General features: G+C 63.9%; 14 protein-coding genes. 6 read left to right on the top strand and 8 right to left on the bottom strand.

Going from position 1 to position 19797, the window contains the following annotated elements:
* Positions 1-79: 79 nt before the first annotated feature.
* Complete coding sequence (glnA, locus tag ACFSNN_RS21075; protein WP_064268939.1) at positions 80-1495, bottom strand: type I glutamate--ammonia ligase; 1416 nt, start codon at positions 1493-1495, stop codon at positions 80-82.
* A 90-nt stretch (positions 1496-1585) separates the two neighbouring features.
* Between glnA and ACFSNN_RS21070 the strand changes: the two genes are divergently transcribed.
* Positions 1586-1900 carry a hypothetical protein gene (locus tag ACFSNN_RS21070; protein WP_134455595.1) on the top strand — a complete coding sequence of 105 codons (315 nt, stop codon included), beginning with the start codon at positions 1586-1588 and terminating at the stop codon, positions 1898-1900.
* Positions 1901-1932: 32 nt separating this feature from the next.
* On the top strand, positions 1933-2397 hold the full coding sequence (locus tag ACFSNN_RS21065) for a rhodanese-like domain-containing protein (protein ID WP_134455594.1): 465 nt from the start codon (positions 1933-1935) through the stop codon (positions 2395-2397).
* Between the two features lie 271 nt (positions 2398-2668).
* On the opposite strand, the gene ACFSNN_RS21060 is transcribed toward ACFSNN_RS21065, so the two are convergent.
* From ACFSNN_RS21060 to ACFSNN_RS21045, 4 genes are all read right to left on the bottom strand, one after another.
* Positions 2669-3505: a competence/damage-inducible protein A gene (locus ACFSNN_RS21060; RefSeq protein ID WP_134455593.1), complete on the bottom strand. Its 837-nt coding sequence runs from the start codon at positions 3503-3505 to the stop codon at positions 2669-2671.
* Between the two features lie 31 nt (positions 3506-3536).
* Entirely contained in the window at positions 3537-4370 is an 834-nt protein-coding gene (locus ACFSNN_RS21055; protein ID WP_012433605.1) for an EI24 domain-containing protein, read from the bottom strand.
* A 147-nt stretch (positions 4371-4517) separates the two neighbouring features.
* A complete protein-coding gene (locus ACFSNN_RS21050) occupies positions 4518-5516 on the bottom strand; it encodes a sterol desaturase family protein (protein WP_134455592.1) in 999 nt (332 codons plus the stop codon).
* Positions 5517-5574: 58 nt separating this feature from the next.
* A complete protein-coding gene (locus tag ACFSNN_RS21045; RefSeq protein ID WP_134455591.1) occupies positions 5575-6594 on the bottom strand; it encodes a YVTN family beta-propeller repeat protein in 1020 nt (339 codons plus the stop codon).
* Between the two features lie 591 nt (positions 6595-7185).
* Between ACFSNN_RS21045 and ACFSNN_RS21040 the strand changes: the two genes are divergently transcribed.
* Complete coding sequence (locus tag ACFSNN_RS21040; protein WP_377689070.1) at positions 7186-9828, top strand: YadA-like family protein; 2643 nt, start codon at positions 7186-7188, stop codon at positions 9826-9828.
* A 240-nt stretch (positions 9829-10068) separates the two neighbouring features.
* Here ACFSNN_RS21040 and hrpA read toward each other — a convergent pair whose 3' ends face one another.
* The gene (gene hrpA, locus ACFSNN_RS21035) at positions 10069-14355 is read right to left on the bottom strand and encodes an ATP-dependent RNA helicase HrpA (RefSeq protein ID WP_134455590.1); all 4287 of its coding nucleotides are present in this window, start codon (positions 14353-14355) and stop codon (positions 10069-10071) included.
* A gap of 23 nt (positions 14356-14378) precedes the next feature.
* On the opposite strand from hrpA, the gene argA reads away from it, so the two are divergent.
* The 3 genes from argA to proP all read left to right on the top strand — a co-directional run bounded on the left by argA (position 14379) and on the right by proP (position 18308).
* Complete coding sequence (argA, locus tag ACFSNN_RS21030; RefSeq protein ID WP_012433610.1) at positions 14379-15767, top strand: amino-acid N-acetyltransferase; 1389 nt, start codon at positions 14379-14381, stop codon at positions 15765-15767.
* 54 nt (positions 15768-15821) lie between these two features.
* Positions 15822-16097 carry an oxidative damage protection protein gene (locus ACFSNN_RS21025; protein WP_012433611.1) on the top strand — a complete coding sequence of 92 codons (276 nt, stop codon included), beginning with the start codon at positions 15822-15824 and terminating at the stop codon, positions 16095-16097.
* 708 nt (positions 16098-16805) lie between these two features.
* Positions 16806-18308 (top strand): glycine betaine/L-proline transporter ProP, encoded by a 1503-nt coding sequence (gene proP, locus ACFSNN_RS21020; protein ID WP_244322836.1) that lies wholly within the window; start codon positions 16806-16808, stop codon positions 18306-18308.
* Positions 18309-18387: 79 nt separating this feature from the next.
* Here the strand turns inward: proP and ACFSNN_RS21015 are convergent, their stop codons facing one another.
* The gene (locus ACFSNN_RS21015; RefSeq protein WP_134455588.1) at positions 18388-18876 is read right to left on the bottom strand and encodes a metallophosphoesterase family protein; all 489 of its coding nucleotides are present in this window, start codon (positions 18874-18876) and stop codon (positions 18388-18390) included.
* A 112-nt stretch (positions 18877-18988) separates the two neighbouring features.
* Positions 18989-19795, bottom strand: coding sequence for a hypothetical protein (locus ACFSNN_RS21010; protein WP_134458762.1), 807 nt, complete (start codon positions 19793-19795; stop codon positions 18989-18991).
* Positions 19796-19797: the final 2 nt, after the last annotated feature.

Here is a 19797-nt window from a genome sequence, read left to right as displayed (position 1 = left end):
GCGCCGCCGTCCCTTCGTGACCGATCGCGAGCGTCGGGCAAAGCGCTTCGCCGTGTGAAGGGCGAAACGCCATGGCCGCTTACAGCGAGTAGTACATTTCGAATTCGATCGGGTGCACCGACTGACGATAGCGTTGCAGCTCGCCCGTCTTCAGTTCGATGTACGCGTCGAGCATCGAATCCGTGAACACGCCACCGCGCGTCAGGAATTCGCGGTCCGCGTCCAGCGCGTCCAGAGCCTGGTCGAGGCCGGCGCACACGGTCGGGATCTTTGCATCCTCTTCCGGCGGCAGGTCGTACAGGTTCTTGTCGGCGGCTTCGCCCGGGTGAATCTTGTTCTGCACGCCGTCCAGGCCCGCCATCATCAGCGCGGAGAAGCACAGGTACGGATTCGCCAGCGGATCCGGGAAGCGCGTTTCGATACGGCGGCCCTTCGGGTTCGACACGTGCGGAATGCGGATCGATGCCGAACGGTTGCGAGCCGAGTAAGCCAGCTTGACCGGTGCTTCGAAGTGCGGCACGAGACGCTTGTACGAGTTCGTACCCGGGTTCGTGATCGCGTTCAGCGCGCGAGCATGCTTGATGATGCCGCCGATGTAGAACAGCGCGAATTCCGACAGACCGGCGTAGCCGTTGCCCGCGAACAGGTTCGTGCCGTCTTTCCAGATCGACTGGTGAACGTGCATGCCCGAACCGTTATCGCCGACCACCGGCTTCGGCATGAACGTTGCCGTCTTGCCGTACGTGTGCGCGACGTTGTGGATGATGTACTTCATTTGCTGCAGCCAGTCGGCGCGTTGCACCAGCGTCGAGAACTTGGTGCCGATTTCATTCTGGCCCTGGCCCGCGACTTCGTGGTGATGCACTTCGACCGGAATGCCGATCTGTTCGAGCAACAGGCACATTTCCGAACGGATGTCCTGGAACGTGTCGACCGGAGCGACCGGGAAGTAGCCGCCCTTCGTGCCCGGACGGTGGCCGGTGTTGCCGCCTTCGAATTCCTTCGCCGACGACCACGGTGCTTCTTCCGAACCGATCTTGATGAAGCAGCCCGATTGATCCGTGTTCCACTGGACCGAATCGAAAATGAAGAATTCGGGTTCCGGACCGAAGAACGCCGTGTCGCCCAAGCCCGTGCTCTTCAGGTAGGCTTCAGCGCGCTTTGCCAGCGAGCGCGGGTCGCGCTCGTAGCCCTTGCCGTCCGCCGGTTCGACGACGTCGCAGGTCAGCACGAGCGTGGATTCTTCGTAGAACGGGTCGATGAAAGCCGTGTTCGCGTCCGGGACCAGCAACATGTCCGATGCCTCGATGCCCTTCCAGCCGGCAATCGAAGAACCGTCAAACGCATGGCCGCTTTCGAACTTGTCTTCATCGAATGCCGACACCGGCACCGAAACGTGTTGCTCTTTGCCGCGCGTGTCGGTGAAACGAAAGTCGACAAACTTGACGTCTTCGTCTTTGACGAGTTGCACGACGTCGGCCACGGATTTACTCATAACCTATCTCCTGATTAACGAATTCGGCGGATTCAGCCGCCGCCCAATCTAGCTGACCCGTCCCGGCGCGTCCACCCTCAATCGTTGAGGATGAGCATAAAAGTCTGCCTGGACAAATCGATCGGCACCAATAAAGCAGCTTCTGTGCCATATATGCGCCAACCCGGCGCAGAACCACACTGCGCGCGCGTTTGCGGGGAATGGACGCACCGCACGGCATGCAGCCCCGAAATCTTCAACCCCGATTTCGCACCAAATATGTGCATTCGCCTGATTGGCAACGGCCAGCATCTCTATTTTGGTGCGTTGAACGAAATTTGCACCATCTTTGCGCACTCCGTACATCGCGACGCTCGCCCGTTCTCCGCTGCTCGCGCCATGCGCGCGGTGCACGCCGCGCGCTAGAATGGTCATTTGGTCCGATGGAGATTGCGCTCATGAGCACGCTCGAACAGTTGTACGCCAGCGCGGACAAGCGCCGCACCGAGAATCAGTTGCCGTACGCGGGCGCGATATCGCCCGCCGAAGCGTTCGAACTGCTGCAGCTCGATCCGCGCACGCGTCTCGTGGATGTGCGCACCCGCGCCGAACTCGACTGGGTCGGCCGGCCGGTGATCGGCGACGGCCAATACGCGCACGTGGAATGGACCCGCTATCCGGGCGCGGTGCCGAACCAGGAATTTCTCGCGCAATTGAAACAGGTCGCCACGCCCGATACCCCTGTGCTGTTCCTGTGCCGCAGCGCCGCGCGCTCGAAGCTCGCCGCGATTGCCGCCACGCAGGCCGGCCTCACCAAGGCGTATGACCTGCTGGAAGGCTTCGAAGGCGACAAGGACGGCCAGGGGCATCGGAAGACGGTGTCGGGCTGGTGCTTTCGCGGATTGCCGTGGATCGGCGCGTAAATACGGCGATTGCGTGACTGCTGTGTAGCGCTCGCTCGCGCGCTACCGTTCGAGGCCTGCCTGCTTGATAACCGCCCGCTAGCAGTTACGGCGGATTGTCTGGAGCGGTTCAACGTCAGCTTGTTGAGGCCCGCGCGTGAGAACCAGCACATACTCGGCGCCCAATGTGACAGGCCGATGATCCGCCCAAGCCGCGCTCGGCATCGGCAACGCGCTCTATGAAAAACGGGCGCCGCAGCGCCCGAGCGAAGGCAAACGTGTGTCGCGCCGATCAGCCGCGCGGCTTCGCTGCCGCCGCCGCCGCTTCGGGTTCGACAATATCCCCGCCCAGCAGGTGCACACCTTCGCGCAGCTTGACGAACGCCGCCGCCACCGCTTCCGGCTCGCCCTTCACGCCCAGATCGATGTGATGACGTGCGTACACGCCGCCGCGCTCCGCATCGCCCACGCTCGGCAGGCTGAAGACCCGCACGCCCGGAAAATCGCGTTCGATTTTTTCCATCAGCGGCGTGACGCGCGACTCCGGCAACTCGAACACCAATAGCGACTTCTCCGCATGCGGCATGGCGTGATGCAGATGCGCGTACTGCGTGTCCAGCACCCACTCGATCATCGGCCACGCCATCACCGGGAAACCCGGCACGAAGTGATGATGATGGATCGAAAAGCCCGGAATCTTGTTGTAGCCGTTCGGAATGATCGACGCCCCCTGCGGATACGTGCCCATGTTCAGCCGATGCCGATTCTCCGGCGACTCCAGATCGAGCGGCGCGGGCGAGTTCGCCGGATACATGTCGCGGATGCGCTCCTGAATCAGCTTCGCGGCCTCCGGATGCAGTTCGAGCGGCACGCCGAGCGCGGCCGCCGCGCATTGGCGCGTGTGGTCGTCCGGCGTGGCGCCGATGCCGCCCGTGGAGAACACGATGTCGCCCGAAGCGAACGTGCGTCGCAGCGTCGCGGTAATGCGCTCCGGATCGTCGCCGATGTACTCCGCCCAGCCGAGCGACAGCCCACGCGCGCCCAGCAATTCGATGACCTTCGGCAGATGCTTGTCGATACGTCTGCCCGACAGAATTTCATCGCCGATGATGATGACGCCAAATGCCATTGCCGCCTCTTTTCGCTTAGTCAGTCATGCATCAGTAGGGAACCGGCGCCGCGTGCCGCACGCCGCCGTGCTCATCCGCGCGCATGCGCTGCAGCGCGCGCAGACAGTAGTAGCCGAACCATAGCGCCGAAAATATGAGGATGAACGCATAGATCCAGATCGTCACGGCCGTGACCACCGGGAACAGCACGATCAGCCAGACCGACGACGCCCACAACAACGTCGGCAGCGAACCCAGCAAGCCGCTCGCGATGCCGATCAGCAGCAGCGGCAAGCGGAAGCGCCGCACCAGCGCGCGCCGCTCGTCACGCGTGGCATGCAGCGCGAGCGCGTCGTAGCTCATTACACGATACGTCAGCCAGCCCCACAAGAGCGGCGGAATCAGCGCGAAGAACGGCGGCACGAGCCAGAGCGGCAGCGTCACGATCAGCAGCACCAGACACACCAGCGTGGTCCACAACGCCTGCCCGAGGCTACCGTACCACGTTCCGCCGCGACGCATTTCCAGGCTCGGGAATTGCCGCGCCGACAGGAAGCGGATCACCGCGGGCATCGACAGCGTGGCGATCAGCAGCAGCACCGTGACGACGATCAGCGGAATCGCCATCGCGATCACGATAAACGGCGCGATCGCCGCATGCAGCGCCGAAAAACCGAGCCAGTCGAACAGATGATAAAGCGTGATCGTGAACGACCAGCCTTCGAGCCAGCTGCGGGTCGCGCCGATCAGCGTCTGCCAGGAAAACCACAGAATCACGCCCCAGCCGACCGTCGCCGCCAGAAACGGCATGAAAGTCAGCCAGAGCATGCGCGGGTGGAGCGCGCTTGCGAGCGCGCGTCCGAACGAGCGCAACAGATCATTCATGCGAGCCAGTGCCGGTGAACGAAACGATGGAAGGGAGCGAACCGCGCGACGAGCCCGCCGGGCAGGCCCGCGCCTGGTCGCAAACGTGAACAGGATAAACCACGTGACGCGCCGCCGGGGAAACCGGCGGCGTGGGAGGATGCGCGCTCAAACGGCGGCGGCGTCGTTGCTTTCGGTGCGGCGCTTCGGCGAAAGACGCCCGGCGATGCGCACGAAGGCGAGCCAGTGCTGCGCCCAGAAGCCGTCGCCGTAACGGCGTCCTTCGAGCTGATCACGGATGCCGGTCGGTTCCATCTCGCGGCTCCAGGACACGCTGCGGAACAGCATGTCCCACCACGGAAACAGCACGCCGAAGTTGCAGCCGTATTTCAGCCCTTCGTGGCCGTAGCCGATCGCATGGTGGCGCCGATGAAACGTCGGGCTGACCAGCAACCGCTCACCCAGCCAGCCGAAGTACATGCGGATGTTCGCGTGCTGGACGCTCTGCGCGAGATTCGTGATGGCGACCAGCACGACGAACTGCGACGGCGGCACGCCGATCACCAGCGCGATCACCGCGAAGAACGAGGCTTGCAGCAGGTCGTCGAGCAAATGGTTGCGGTCGTCGGACCACAGCGACATCTGCTGCTGGCTGTGATGCACCGCGTGCAGTTCCCACCACACGCCGATCCGGTGTTCCCAGCGGTGATACCAGTAGCCGGCGAAATCGAGCACCAGCAGATACATCACGAATGTGACGAGCGGCTGTGTGGTGACCCCGGGCCACAGATTGTCGAGTTCGATATTGGAAATGTTGTGCAGCCGGAACCACGCCTGCACGTTGTCGAAGAACGGCTGAAGCGCGAAGAAAAAGAACAGGTTGAGAATGCCGAGCTTGGCGATCCACGTGTAGATCACGTCGACGCGCACCGCCTTGCGGCTCTTCCACAGCTCCACCGGACGCAGCGCTTCGAGCGGACGCAGGACCGCGTACATGGCCAGCACTTCGACGATTCCCACGATCACCCAATACAGGCTGTCGTAGGTGTCTTCGTCGTAATCCATCAAATTGAAGCGGAACAGCAGCGGCTGCACCACGTCGACGTACAACAACGTCTGCACGGCGGAGACGAAGTTGTCGAGGGAAGAAAAAATCAGATGGAACATGGTGCTGGCCGGTTACTTCATCCGTGACGGTTCGCGTGTTGCGGCATGAGCCTTCGCATCAGGCGCCGTTCGGCGCCGTGACCGGCGCGCGATTGAAGAAATAGATGCCGTGCGGCGAACGGCCGACGGCAATCGTCTGGATCAGCTTACGCGTATTCAGGTCGATAATGCCGACGTGCTTCGCGAAGCGGAACGTAACCCACAGATAGCGTTTGTCGGCGGAAAGTTCCATGTCGTCCGGTCCAGGCATCAAACCGGTGATGTCGCCGACATTGGTCAGCGTGTCCTCGTCGATGATGCTGATGGTGCTCGCCACGCGGTTCGACACCGCGACGTGCTTGCCGTCGGCCAGCGAACGGAAGTTGTGCGCGCCGTTGCCGGTGTGAATCGTCTTGACGATCTTCTGGTTGCGCCAATCCACCACCGCGACGTAATCCGCGCCGGTCATGCCGATCAGCAGATATTTCTCGCCCGGCGTCATCCACAGGCCGGCCGGCACCTTGCCGACCTTCATCTTCCACTTGACGGTTTGCGTAGCGAGGTCGATCGCGGCCAGTTCGCCCGACACCTGCAGCGTGACGAAGACCGTCTTGCTGTCATTCGTGAACGCCATATGGCTCGGCATGACCGCGAGCGGCAGGCGCGACGCCAGCGTCATCTGGTTCTTCTGGCCGTCGTAGTGATAGATGTCCAGACGGTCCAGACGCAGGCCCGTGGTGACCAGCCATTTGCGATCAGGCGAAAAGCCGATCTGGTACGGGTCTTCGATATTTTCGACCCAACGCTGCACCTGACCGGATTTCGGATCGACGAACATCAGATTGTTCGACACCGAATTCGCTACGATCAACGACGAATTGTCCGGCGTGGCCATCAGGTGATGCGGTTCCTTACCCGTGGGCACCGTGCCGACAACCTGGCGGGTCGCCTCGTCGATCAGGCTGAGCGTGGCTTCGCCGGAATTGAGCACGATCACGTTGTTGGCGTGGGCTGCCGGAGAAAAAAAGCCTGTGGCGGCGACTAGCACCGCGCCCGCGGCGACCGTGGCAGTCAAGCCGGGAAGAAAAAATTTACGCATGAAAACTCACATCGGAGAACAACCATCATTGTAGAACGTTTGCCGGGGCCAGCGGTTGACGCAGGTCGAGCTATGACCAGGAGAAATCGAGGGCGGGATGCCGCGGCTCGCGGCACGGCGAGCGAGAGCGAACGCAACGCGCGATCACGTGTTTCTGAAAGCGCCGGCGACGGATTGTCGCGCCTGAAACCGCGAATCTCAATGAAAGCGGATAGGCACAAGAACACGCTTATACGAAATAAATAATTATCAGAATATACGTTGAAGATTCTTTATTTATTGCTTCTCACACACTAACCAATCAAGACCCGCCGACACAAAGAGATTTTTCCGCAATCGCTTCGGATATAACTGATCCCCCGCGCCGCCGCCAGATATGACAATCGCCTCGTCTCATCCCTATCCAATCATAGCTGGATGCACGGGCGTTACGCGGGTGTTGTGCAAGTTAAGAAAGAACGAAAGACTGAATCGGGCAATGCCAAAGTCTCGAGATTTTTTGTTGCGCGATTTATCGGGACGATTAATCCTTATACGAAACCCCGCGCTCATGTGCCGTGCACTCCCGCACTACGCGGAGTTTCTAAAACAATGAATAGCAACAACCCATTGGTTTGGTGTGAAGCGACGACAATGTCGGCGGCAACGGCGGCAACGGCAAGATCAAAGGCAAAGCGCAGAAAGGCCATCGCGCGTGCAGTGCTGATTGTGGCGGCACTGGCCGGGGGCGCGCCGGCGGCGCAGGCCGCCCTCTTCGTAGATACGAGTGTCAATTCCCCCGGTAGCGATCTCTTTGCCTCTGCGGTGGGCCCAGGCGCGATTGCGCTCGGCATCGGTGCAATCGCAGGGGGCCCCTACGCAATCGCGACGGGCTTTCAGTCCGGTGCGCAGGGCTCCATGTCGATTGCAACCGGCGTCCAGGCGCAGGCGTACGGCGACAAATCGCTTGCAATGGGCGTGCAGGCGACAACCGCAGCTGCCGCCCTCTACGGAATCGCGATCGGCGATCTGGCTTTCGCCAGCGGGGCCGGGGCCACGGCGTTTGGCTCAGCCGCGCGGGCTAGCAACCTGAACTCTGTCGCTATCGGCTATGCGGCGTCAGCCACGGTCGCCAACAGTGTCGCACTCGGCGCGAACTCGACCACCACCACGAATCTGAGCCAGCCCGGCGAGGAATTCGGTACGAGCGGCGTGGTCCAGGCGACAGCGGCCCTCGGCGAGGTGTCCGTTGGCTCACCAGGCAAAGAGCGCCGCCTGACTAACGTCGCAGCGGGCGCGGCGGCGACCGACGCGGTCAACCTGAGTCAGTTGAGCGCGGTCGACGGCAAGGTCGGCGCGCTTGCGCAAAGCGGCACGCAACACTACTTCAAGGCCAATGGCGCCGCCGACGGCACGGACGATGCCGTCGCAACCGGCACGCATGCGGTCGCAACAGGGGTGCTCGCAAACGCATCCGGCGACTACGGCACGGCGCTCGGCGCCAACTCCGCCGCGGCGGGAACGGGCGCCGCCGCGCTCGGCGCGTATGCTTCGGCTACGTCGGCCGGCAGCATCGCATTGGGTTACAACGCCGTTGCCGGCAATGTCGATTCAATTGCGATAGGCCACGACGCGGACGCGTCCGCTGACGGTTCCGTCGCCTTGGGCCAGGGTTCGGTCGCCAACCGCGCGAACACCGTCTCCGTCGGCTCAGCCGGCAAGGAGCGCCAGATCGCGAACGTCGCGGCCGGCACCCAGGCAACCGACGCCGTCAATCTGAGCCAATTGCAGGCAGCCAGCGCGACCGCCTCGCGCTACTTCAAGGCGAACGGTCTGAACGACGGCAACGACGACGCAGCGGCCACCGGCGACAACGCGGTCGCCGTCGGCAGTTCGGCACTTGCGGCGGGACAAGCCGCATCGGCTATTGGCACGAGTTCGCAGGCGAGCGGCGATTCCGCCACGGCGGTTGGCGGGTTCGCCAACGCGCAGGGCAACGGCTCCACCGCGCTGGGCTATCGGGCAAGCGCCCTCGTCGACAACTCCGTCGCGCTAGGCTACGAGGCCAGCGCAGCGGGCGCGAACTCAACTGCTCTCGGCTACCAGGCCAGCGCAGCGGCCGACAACTCCGTAGCGCTAGGTTACCAGGCCGACGCAGCGGGCGCGAACTCCACCGCTCTCGGCTATCGGGCCCGCGCCGCCGCGGACAACGCTGTCGCCTTGGGGCAAGGCTCGATCGCCGACCGCGCGAGCACCGTCTCGGTCGGCTCCGTCGGCAACGAGCGCCAGATCACGAACGTCGCAGCCGGCACTGCCGACACCGACGCCGTCAACGTCGCGCAGCTCAAAGCGGTGAGCGATCAAGGCGCCGCCAATGCCGCCAAGCTCGACGGCGCGGTGATGTACGACCAGAACGCCGACGGCAGCGTCAACCGGAACAGCGTAACGCTCCGTGGCGACGCCGCGAACGGCGGCACGACGATCCACAACGTCGCGGCGGGCGTGGACGGCACCGACGCGGTCAACGTCGATCAGTTGAACGCGGCCATTGCGGGCGCGGTCAACAACGTCGTGGTCAACTCGGGCAATCCGTTCTTCAGCGCGGAAGGCAATCGCGATGTCCAAGGCGCCGTGTCGTCCGGTACGCAGTCCGTGGCCGCGGGCGCCAACGCTCGGGCAACCGGCACCGACACGGTCGCCATCGGCGCCAACTCGCTGGCGAGCGGCGCGAATGCCACCTCGCTCGGCGCGAACTCCATCGCCAGCGGCGCCAACGCCACCGCGCTCGGCGCAGCAGCAAACGCCACCGCCAGCAACTCCGTCGCGTTGGGGCAAGGCTCGATCGCGGACCGCGCCAACACCGTCTCCGTCGGCGCGGCAGGCCAGGAACGCCAGATCGCCAATGTCGCGGCCGGCGTGCAAGGCACCGACGCGGTCAATGTGAGCCAGTTGCAGCAAAGCGTGGGTGGAGCGCTCAGCCAGGCGAACAGCTATACCGACGACCAGATCCGCTCGGCCCGTCGCGATGGTTACGGCGGCACGGCGTCCGCCATGGCAATGGCCGGCTTGCCGCAGGCGATTCTGCCGGGTCGCGGCATGGTCGCGATGGCCGGTGGCACCTACGCCGGTCAGTCGGCGTTGGCCATCGGCGTATCGCAAATCTCGGAAACGGGGAAGTGGGTCTACAAGCTGCAAGGCACCACGGATTCGCGCGGCCAGTTCGGCGCGGCAGTCGGCGCCGGCATGCACTGGTAACGGAACTGGAAGGACAAGCGAGGCCAAAGCGAGTCACAGCAAAAGCCTGAACCATCGACTTTTCATGTGCGACGAGCGTGGGCTCGACCCAAGCCCCACGCCCGTTTTTGCGCGCGACGCCATTCCCACAAGGCATGGCGTCGCGCGCTTTTTTTACCTCTCTGCGAAAGGCTGTCGGTCTATTACGCCGATCCGATCGGTAGCAGACACCACTCACGCGAGGGTCCCTGCTCGCCCCGATCAGCGCTGCATCGATTCCCACACCTTATAAAGGCGCTTCACCGAAATAGGCATCGGCGTACGCAACTCCTGCGCAAACAGCGAGATCCGCAACTCTTCCAACAACCAGCGGAACTCCGACAAACGCGGATCCAGCACGCCGCCGCGTTGCGCCACCGCGCGCTGATAGTTCTGCAGCAGCGGCTGGAATTCGGCGAACTGCCGTGCGTCGCGCGCGGGGTCCGCCTTCAGCTTGTCGATGCGCAGCGCGATCCCCTTGAGATAGCGCGGGAAATGCGCCAGTTGCGCGTACGGCGTGTCGACCACGAAGCGCTTGCCGATCAGTCCGTCGAGCTGGTTCTGCAAATCGGCATGCGCCGCCGTGAACGACCTTGCCTGCACCAGCTTCTTCGCGACGCTCGCGTATTCGCCCAGAATCTGCCCGACCAGCCGCGCAATTTCCTGAGCGAGCAAGGTCAGGCGGCTGCGGCCTTCGTCGCGGCGCGTGTGGAAACTGACGTCGTCGTCGGGCAATGGGTCTTGCAGGCAGGCGCGGTCGAGTGCGGTGTCGATCAGCTGATCGCGCAACTCTTCCTGCGTGCCGCGCGGCATGAACTGCATCGCCATTTCGCGCAGACCCGGCAGATTCTTTTCCAGATACTTGATCGGCTCCTTCAACTGCAACGCGAACAGCCGACGCAATCCCGCGCGATGAATCCGCGCGGCTTCGTCGGGTGAATCGAACACTTCGACGTCGCAATGCGTGCCGCGATCCACCAGCGCCGGATAACCGAACAACGTCTGCCCGCCGCGACGGATTTCGAGCAATTCGGGAAGCTTGCCGAAATTCCACGTCGTCAGCTTTTCATACAGCGCCGTGCCCTGCGCCCCGCCCTGCGGTACGGTCCGCGGAGCTGATGCGGCGCCCGCACCGCCCTTGCCCCGCGGCTCGTCCGCGCCGGTGGTTTGCGCCGGCGTCGCGACACCGCCGCCGCCCGCGTCCGCCAATGCCGCCCCGGCCGCGCTCGACGCGATCTTCTGAAAATGCTGCTGCGCCTGGCCGCCGAGTTCGGCGCGCAGTTGCGACATATTGCGGCCCATCGCGAGCTGGCGTCCATGCTCGTCGACGACCTTGAAGTTCATGAACAGATGCGGCGGCAAGGTCTCGAGCTTGAAGTCCGACTGCTTCATCGCCACTTGCGTCTGCTCGCGAACATCGGCGATCAGCGACTCGAGCAAACCGCCCGCACCAAAGCGCGGACCGCTGTGCCGGTCGACGAAACCCGCCGCGTACTCGGGCAGCGGCACGCAATGACGCCTCAACTTCTGCGGCAAGGACTTGAGCAGCAGTTGCGCTTTCTCTTTCAGCATGCCGGGCACGAGCCATTCGCAGCGCCGCGCGTCGACCTGATTCAGTGCATACAGCGGCACGGCGAGCGTCACGCCATCACGGGGCGAACCTGGCTCGAAGTGATAGGTGAGCGCCATCTCGACGCCCGCCATCGTCATCCGTTTCGGGAACAGATCGGTAGTCACGCCGGCGGCTTCGTGCCGCATCAGGTCATCGCGCGACAAATACAGCAGGCGCAGCTTGTCTTCCGGCTGGCCGCTCTTTTTCACTTCGTCGCGATACCAGCGTTCGAACGACGCGCCCGTGTGAATGCCCTTCGGCAACGCCTGATCGTAGTAGGCGAAGATCAGCTCGTCGTCCACCAGCACGTCCTGGCGGCGCGACTTGTGTTCGAGCTGCTCGATATCGGCGAGCAGCTTGCGGTTGTGCGCGAAGAACGCGAGCTTCGTATCGAACTCGCCTTCCACCAGCGCGCCGCGAATGAACAATTCACGCGCGCGCACCGGGTCCTGTTTGCCGAAGCTCACGCGCCGCCGGTGATAGATCGGCAGCCCATACAACACCGCGCGCTCGAACGCCGAGACCTGCGCCGCGCGCTTTTCCCAATGCGGCTCGGAGAGCGACTTCTTCAGCAGATGCGCGCCTATCTTCTCGATCCACTCCGGCTCGATCTTCGCGATACAGCGCGCGTACAACCGGCTCGTCTCGACCAGTTCGGCGGCCATCACCCACTTGCCGGCTTTCTTCACCAGCGCCGAACCCGGCCACAGATAGAACTTGATGCCGCGCGCGCCGAGGTAATACGGCTCGTCGTCGGCTTTTAGACCGATGTTGCCGAGCAGGCCCGTCAGCAGCGCGAGATGGATCTGCTCGAAAGTCGCTTCCGCCTCGTTCAGACGCCAGCCGTGCTCGCGCACGACGGTCAGCAGTTGCGAGTGCACGTCGCGCCATTCGCGCAGGCGCAGTTGCGACAGGAAGTTCTTGCGGCACTCTTCGTGCAGCTGCTTGTTCGACTTCTTGTGCGCGATCGCTTCTTCGAACCAGTTCCAGATTTTCAGCCACTGCAGGAATTCGGAGCGCTCGTCGGCGAAACGGCGATGCGCCTGATCGGCCTGCTCCTGCGCTTCGATCGGCCGGTCGCGCGGATCCTGCACGGACAACGCGCTCGCGATAATCAGCACCTCCTTCAACGCCTGCTGGTCGCGCGCGGCCAGAATCATCCGGCCGACGCGCGGATCGAGCGGCAGGCGCGCGAGTTCGCGGCCGAGCGGCGTGAGCCGGTTGTCGTCGTCGACGGCGCCGAGCTCGTTGAGCAGCTGATAGCCGTCGGCGATCGCGCGGCCCGGTGGCGGCTCGATGAACGGGAAGGTCTCGATCGCCGTCAGATGCAGCGACTTCATGCGCAGAATCACCGACGCCAGCGACGAACGCAGAATCTCCGGATCCGTAAACCGCACGCGGCCCTGATAGTCGCTTTCCTCATAGAGACGAATGCAGATGCCGTCCGCGACGCGGCCGCAACGCCCGGCTCGCTGATTCGCGGCGGCCTGTGAAATCGACTCGACCTGCAACTGCTCGACCTTGTTGCGATACGAGTAGCGCTTCACGCGCGCGAGGCCGGTGTCGACCACATAGCGAATGCCCGGCACCGTCAGCGAGGTTTCGGCGACATTGGTGGCCAGCACGATGCGCCGCGCGTTCGAGGTGCGGAACACGCGCTCCTGTTCGGCAGCGGAAAGCCGCGCGAACAGCGGCAGAATTTCCGTATGCGGCGGATGATGCTTGCGCAGCGCCTCGGCGGCGTCGCGGATTTCACGCTCGCCGGGCAGGAACACGAGCACGTCGCCCGGGCCTTCGCGGCAGAGTTCGTCGACGGCGTCGACGATCGCGTCCATCAGATCGCGATCGGTTTCGCGCTGCGATTTCGGCCGGTCGCCACCGCGTTGCGCAGCAGGCGCATCACCTTGCGCCGCCTTCACGGCGGGGCTGTCTTCGGCGACCGGCCGGTAGCGCACCTCGACCGGATACAGCCGCCCGCTCACCTCGATCACCGGCGCGGGTTTCTCGTCGCTGCCGAAGTGGCGCGCGAAACGATCCGCGTCGATGGTCGCCGAGGTCACGATCAGCTTCAGATCGGGACGCTTGACGAGAATTTCCTTCAGATAGCCGAGCAGAAAGTCGATGTTCAGGCTGCGCTCGTGCGCCTCGTCGATGATCAGCGTGTCGTACGCTTTCAGCAGCGGATCGGTTTGCGTTTCGGCAAGCAGAATACCGTCGGTCATCAGCTTGACGGACGCGCCCGGCGACAGATTGTCGGTGAAGCGCACCTTGTAGCCGACCACCTCGCCAAACGGCGTGCCGAGTTCCTCGGCGATGCGGCGGCCGGTCGCCGACGCGGCGATCCGGCGCGGCTGCGTGTGGCCGATCAGACCGGAGCCGCCGGCGCCGAGACCGCGCCCGAGTTCCAGGCAGATTTTCGGCAGCTGGGTAGTTTTACCGGAACCCGTCTCACCGCAGACGATCACGACCTGATTCCGGGCGATGGCTTTGGCGATTTCCTCGCGACGGCCCGAAACCGGCAGCGCTTCCGGGTAAGTAATCGGCGGAATCGGATTGGGCTCGACCACGCGCGGCGCGCGGGGTGCACGGGGTGCACGGGGTGCACGTGGCTGCTGCGGTTCGCGGCGGCTCGCGCCGCGCTCGGACGCCCGCCGCGATTCATCACTTGCAGCGTGTTGCCGCGCCGCGTCATTTGCTTGACCGCGCACGCCGCGGTCCGAAGCATTCTTCCGCGCCCCAGCATTTTCCGCGGCGCGCCGCGGCTCGCGCGCCGTGTGCGGCGTGTTGCGTTCGGCGTCCTGCGCATCGCGGCGCGGCGCGTCGCCGGCCTTCGGTTGATCGGCGGCCGGCGCCGGATTCTCGTTCGCCGCAGCGGGACTTTTGGGTACATTCGACATGGGGGCGCATTATAATCCCCGGCATGAATTCCCAAACCGACCTCGTCCCCGCGCCCGCGAGCGCTCCGGCCCCCGCCGGCGCAACGGAAGATCTCGCCCAGCACGCGCAATTCGTCGACTGGATGCGCTCAGTCGCCCCTTACATCCATGCGTTCCGCAATAAGACGTTCGTCGTCGGTTTTGGCGGCGAGGTGGTGCATCAGGGGCTCCTGAACGCGCTCGTCTCCGACATCGCGCTGCTGCAGGCCATGGGCATCCAGATCGTGCTGGTGCACGGCTCGCGCCCGCAGGTCGAGGAGCAGATGAGCCTGCACGGCGTGGAGTCCGAGTTTTCGCACGGCATGCGCATTACCGATGCGCGCGCGCTCGAGTCCGCGAAAGAAGCGGCCGGCGAAGTGCGTCTGGATATCGAGGCCGCGATCAGCCAGGGCTTGCCGAATACGCCGATGGCGCACGCGCACATCAGCGTGGTGTCGGGCAACTTCGTGACGGCGCGGCCAGTCGGGATTCTCGACGGGGTCGATTTCGCTCACACCGGCGTGGTGCGCAAGATCGACGCCGATTCGATCCGCCACTCGCTCGCGAGCCGCAAGCTGGTGCTGCTCTCGCCGCTCGGCTTCTCGCCCACCGGCGAGGCCTTCAATCTCGCCATGGAAGACGTGGCGTCCGCCGCGGCGATCGCGCTGCGCGCCGACAAGATCGTGTTCCTGACCGAAACGCCGGGCCTGATGGAAGCCGGCGAAGAAGGCCCCGTACTGGTGCGCGAACTGTCGCTCGACGACGCCTACAAACTGCACGAAAGCGGTGAAGTCACGGGCGACGCGGGCTTCTATCTGAAGCACTCGATTCGCGCCTGCCGCGGCGGCGTGGCGCGGGCGCACATCATCCCCTACGCGCTCGACGGCAGCCTGCTGCTCGAACTTTTCCTGCACGACGGCGTGGGCACGATGATTTCTTACGAGAACCTCGAAAGCCTGCGCGAAGCCACGCCGGACGACGTCGGCGGCATTCTCGCGCTGATCGAGCCGCTCGAATCGGACGGCACGCTGGTGCGGCGCGGGCGTCACCAGATCGAACGCGACATCGACCATTTCTCTGTGATCGAGCACGATGGCGTGCTGTTCGGCTGCGCGGCGCTGTATCCGTACACGCAGGAGCGCATCGGCGAAATGGCGTGCCTGACGGTCGCGCCCGAAGCGCAAGGCACCGGCGACGGCGAACGGCTGTTGAAGCGCATCGAGCAGCGTGCCCGCGCGCGCGGCCTGACGCGCATTTTTGTGCTCACCACGCGTACCGAACACTGGTTTCTCAAGCGCGGCTTCGTCAAGGTCACGGTCGACGACCTGCCGGAAGACCGCCGCCGGCTCTATAACTGGCAGCGCAAGTCGCTCGTGCTGATGAAACAGCTCTGAGCGGCCCTATATAGCGACTGTCCGCCCCCACACCGATTTTAGGAGAAGCACAGCATGACTCGTATGGTTCAATGCGCGAAGCTCGGCAAGGAAGCCGAAGGCCTCGATTTCCCGCCGCTGCCCGGCGAACTCGGCAAGCGGATCTACGAAGGCATCTCGAAGGAAGCCTGGCAGGCCTGGTTGAAGCAGCAAACCATGCTGATCAACGAAAACCGCCTGAACATGGCCGATCCGCGCGCGCGCCAATATCTGATGAAGCAGACCGAAAAGTTTTTCTTTGGCGAAGGCGCGGACACGGCGCAGGGTTATGTGCCGCCGTCGGCTGAGTAAAGTAAAGGCTTTCGCGCTTTTAAACTGCATGACCGAAATCCGCGCCCTGTCCGCGGATTTTTTTCGTCTGTACGCGCGAGCGGATTCACCGAATCGAGACCACCGGATCGCGCCTCCGACCTCGCCGGGAAACTCTCCAAACGGTACATTTCCGCGCGGTTTTAAGCCCCTTTTCCAGACCGCCAGGATCCGCTCGATCCCCCGCCTAGCAAGGGATTGAGCGTGCCCGCCAGAGCCCTCGGCGGACAGCGGGTTTGCACGATCCTCTGTTATCGTGCTATCATGTGCCTCGTTCCAACAGCATTTCACCTTCATTCACGTTTCTCTTCAATCTGGCGCGCAGTGCGTGTGCCACCCGAATTGAACAGTTTTTATACAAGAAGGCTTGTCGGTCGTTTCCCCGTTTCGCGTCACACGTGAGCGGCGAATAAAGCACCGGCCTTTTTCGTTTCAAGCCTTCCAGCGGCGCATGGGCCAGCTTTCAGCCACCCCGGCGTCCTCATGTACCTGCCCCCCTTCCACGGCCACGCAGGTGCAACGTCAGCACAATCTAGACGAGTGTTTTTTCGCGATCTGTCTCGCGAGGCACGGGCGTTGTGTTTTCCATTGCGCCCCGCTCCACTGCCCTTGAACGGCAACGGAGATGCTTTTCGCCTTGCTCGCGAAACCGCACTTCCCAGCAACCGTGGCGGAACGTTCATGCGCATCATGAGTTTCGTCGCAGTCATTGGAGTTTTCACCTTGACCGCTTCCAGCAACGGCTTCTGGCGACACCACAAAGAAGAACAACGCCTCTCTCTCGACGACATCACCGTCGTCGACAAATCTCTCCTCAAGCGGGCCGTCGGCGCCATGGCGCTCGGCAACGCGATGGAATGGTTCGATTTCGGCGTGTACAGCTACATCGCCGTCACGCTCGGCAAAGTGTTTTTCCCGTCGGCCAGTCCGGCTGCGCAGTTGATCGCCACGTTCGGCACGTTCGCCGCGGCGTTCCTGGTGCGGCCCGTGGGCGGCATGGTGTTCGGGCCCCTCGGCGACCGCATCGGCCGGCAGCGCGTGCTCGCCATGACCATGATCATGATGGCGCTCGGCACGTTCGCGATCGGCCTGATTCCCAGCTACGCGACGATCGGCATTTTTGCGCCGGTGCTGCTGCTGGTCGCGCGTCTGGTGCAAGGTTTCTCGACCGGCGGCGAGTATGGCGGCGCGGCCACCTTCATCGCCGAATTCTCGACCGACAAGCGCCGCGGCTTCATGGGCAGCTTCCTCGAGTTCGGCACGCTGATCGGCTACGTGCTCGGCGCGGGCACCGTTGCCGTGCTGACCGCGACGCTCTCGAACGACGCGCTGCTCTCGTGGGGCTGGCGGGTGCCGTTCCTGATCGCCGGCCCGCTGGGTCTGGTGGGTCTGTACATCCGGATGAAGCTCGAAGAAACGCCGGCGTTCAAGAAGCAGGCCGAGCAACGCGAAGCCGAGGACAAAGCCGTGCCAAAGCAGTCGTTCGGCCAGTTGCTCGCGCAGCAATGGAAGCCGCTGCTGCTGTGCGTCGGCCTCGTGCTGATCTTCAACGTCACCGACTACATGGCGCTCTCGTATCTGCCGAGCTATTTGTCGGCCACGCTGCACTTCAACGAAACGCACGGCCTGTTCCTCGTGCTGCTCGTGATGGTGCTGATGATGCCGATGACGCTCGCCGCCGGCCGTCTGTCCGACACGATCGGCCGCAAGCCGGTGATGCTGTTCGGTTGCGTGGGTCTGTTCGCGCTGTCGATTCCCGCCCTGCTGCTGATCCGCATGGGCACGGTGCTGCCGGTGTTCGGCGGGCTGATGATTCTGGGCGTGCTGCTGTCGTGCTTTACCGGTGTGATGCCGTCGGCGCTGCCAGCGCTGTTCCCGACCAAAATCCGCTACGGCGCGCTGGCGATTGGCTTCAATATTTCGGTGTCGCTGTTCGGCGGGACGACGCCGCTCGTGACGGCGTGGCTGGTCGACCGTACCGGCAATCTGATGATGCCCGCGTACTACCTGATGGGCGCGTCGCTGATCGGTATCGTCTCGGTGGTGGCGCTGCGCGAAACCGCCCGCAAGCCGCTGCTGGGCTCGGGCCCGTGCGTGGCGACGCGTGCCGAAGCACATGCGGTGTTGCGCGGTGAACGTGAAGCCGAGGAGATGGACGAACGTTATGCGGCTACGGCTACGGCGCGTGCCTGATTGCGGGTTGTTTGATGGTTAGCGCGGCTTGTCCGCGAATAGTCCGAGAGCGGGCCGGCTAGTTTGCCGGCCCGTTTTTTTATGGCACCAGCGAATCGAAACTCGCGCTTGCGTGCGCACCTTCGACGATCAGAATCCCGGCTGAAATCGGCAACTTGAAACGCCGTGGCCCCGCACTGCCTGGATTGACGAACAGCACGCCGTCGCGTTCGCTGATCATTGGCTTGTGCGAATGGCCCGTCACCACCACGTTGATCCCCTGGCTGCGCGGATTGGCGCCCACGTCGGCGATGTCGTGCACGACGAGAATCGTCACTTGCTGCACGGTCAGCGCGGTGTGGGTCGGCAACGACGCGGCCCAGTCGCCGGTGTCGTTGTTACCGCGCACCGCCGTGACCGGCGCGATCCGCGTGAGTGCATCGAGCACGGCTTCGTTGCAGATGTCGCCGGCGTGAACGATCGCGTCGCAACCGGCCAGATATTGCAAAGCCTCCGGGCGCACGAGGTTGTGCGTGTCGGAGATCAGGCCGATTCGTGTGCGTGACGGTTGTGGAGTGCGCGAAGTCATGTTGGGAGTATCGGGCAAATGAGCGGACTGCGCGCGCGGTCGTTTCGCTGAGCGGGCATCTCCGCTCTCCGCGGTAATTTTTCGCGGTCATAAGCGCGGCAAACCCACCCACTCAATCCGCCGATTGCTGCTCGGCAAGTTCACGCGACACGGCCTGCACCGACCGTTTCGCGCCGAGCATCCGTTTAGTGGCGCCCTGCACGATCACCGAAACCACCGAGGCGCACGCGAAGCTGATCCACACGCCGTATTGCGGCAACATCGTCGCCGTCACGGCAAAGAACGCCGCGAACGAGGCGCGGCCGATCACCATGCCGCGCGTCAGCAAGGCGACGAAGTCCGGACCATGCGCTCGCTGCGCGGACACCGCGAGCACGATGCCGAGCAAGGGAAACACCGACAGCAGTCCGCTCCAAATCGCGCCCATCGATGCGGACAGCGTGGTCACCGCGACCGTCAGCAGCGCCCCGGCGAGCATGCGCACGGCAAGATCGCCGAGTCCGAGGCGCGCCACGGGCACATGGCCGTTCACGCGCGGCAAGCCGCTCTGTGACACAGCCACGGCCGCACAGGCCGCCGCCACCGCCCATGCAAGTCCGGCGGGAAGCAGCGCGAGCACACTTGCCACGCCGGCCCAACCGGCCATACCGACAATCAATGCAAGCGGCCACGCCACCCGCCGGCAAGTCCACGCATACGCAAAATTGAACGCTTCCGATGCGGCAATCGCCGCGATCGAAGCCGCCGACGCCTGCGCCGCGAACGACGGCCCGCGTTCAAGCGCGAGCAGCAATACGATCGGCCCGGAGACCACCGGCAGCCCCGCGAGCCAGCCCGCCACCGACGGCCCCCACACGCGTCCCGCCACGGTCAGCGCGGCGAGGAACGCCGGCACCAGCGCGAGCTTGAGCGCGAGCAGCA

This window comes from Paraburkholderia dipogonis (assembly GCF_042680985.1).
Classification (GTDB): domain Bacteria; phylum Pseudomonadota; class Gammaproteobacteria; order Burkholderiales; family Burkholderiaceae; genus Paraburkholderia; species Paraburkholderia phytofirmans.
Note: the sequence above shows the minus strand (reverse complement) of the source record. Positions and strands in the feature narration are given on the sequence as shown.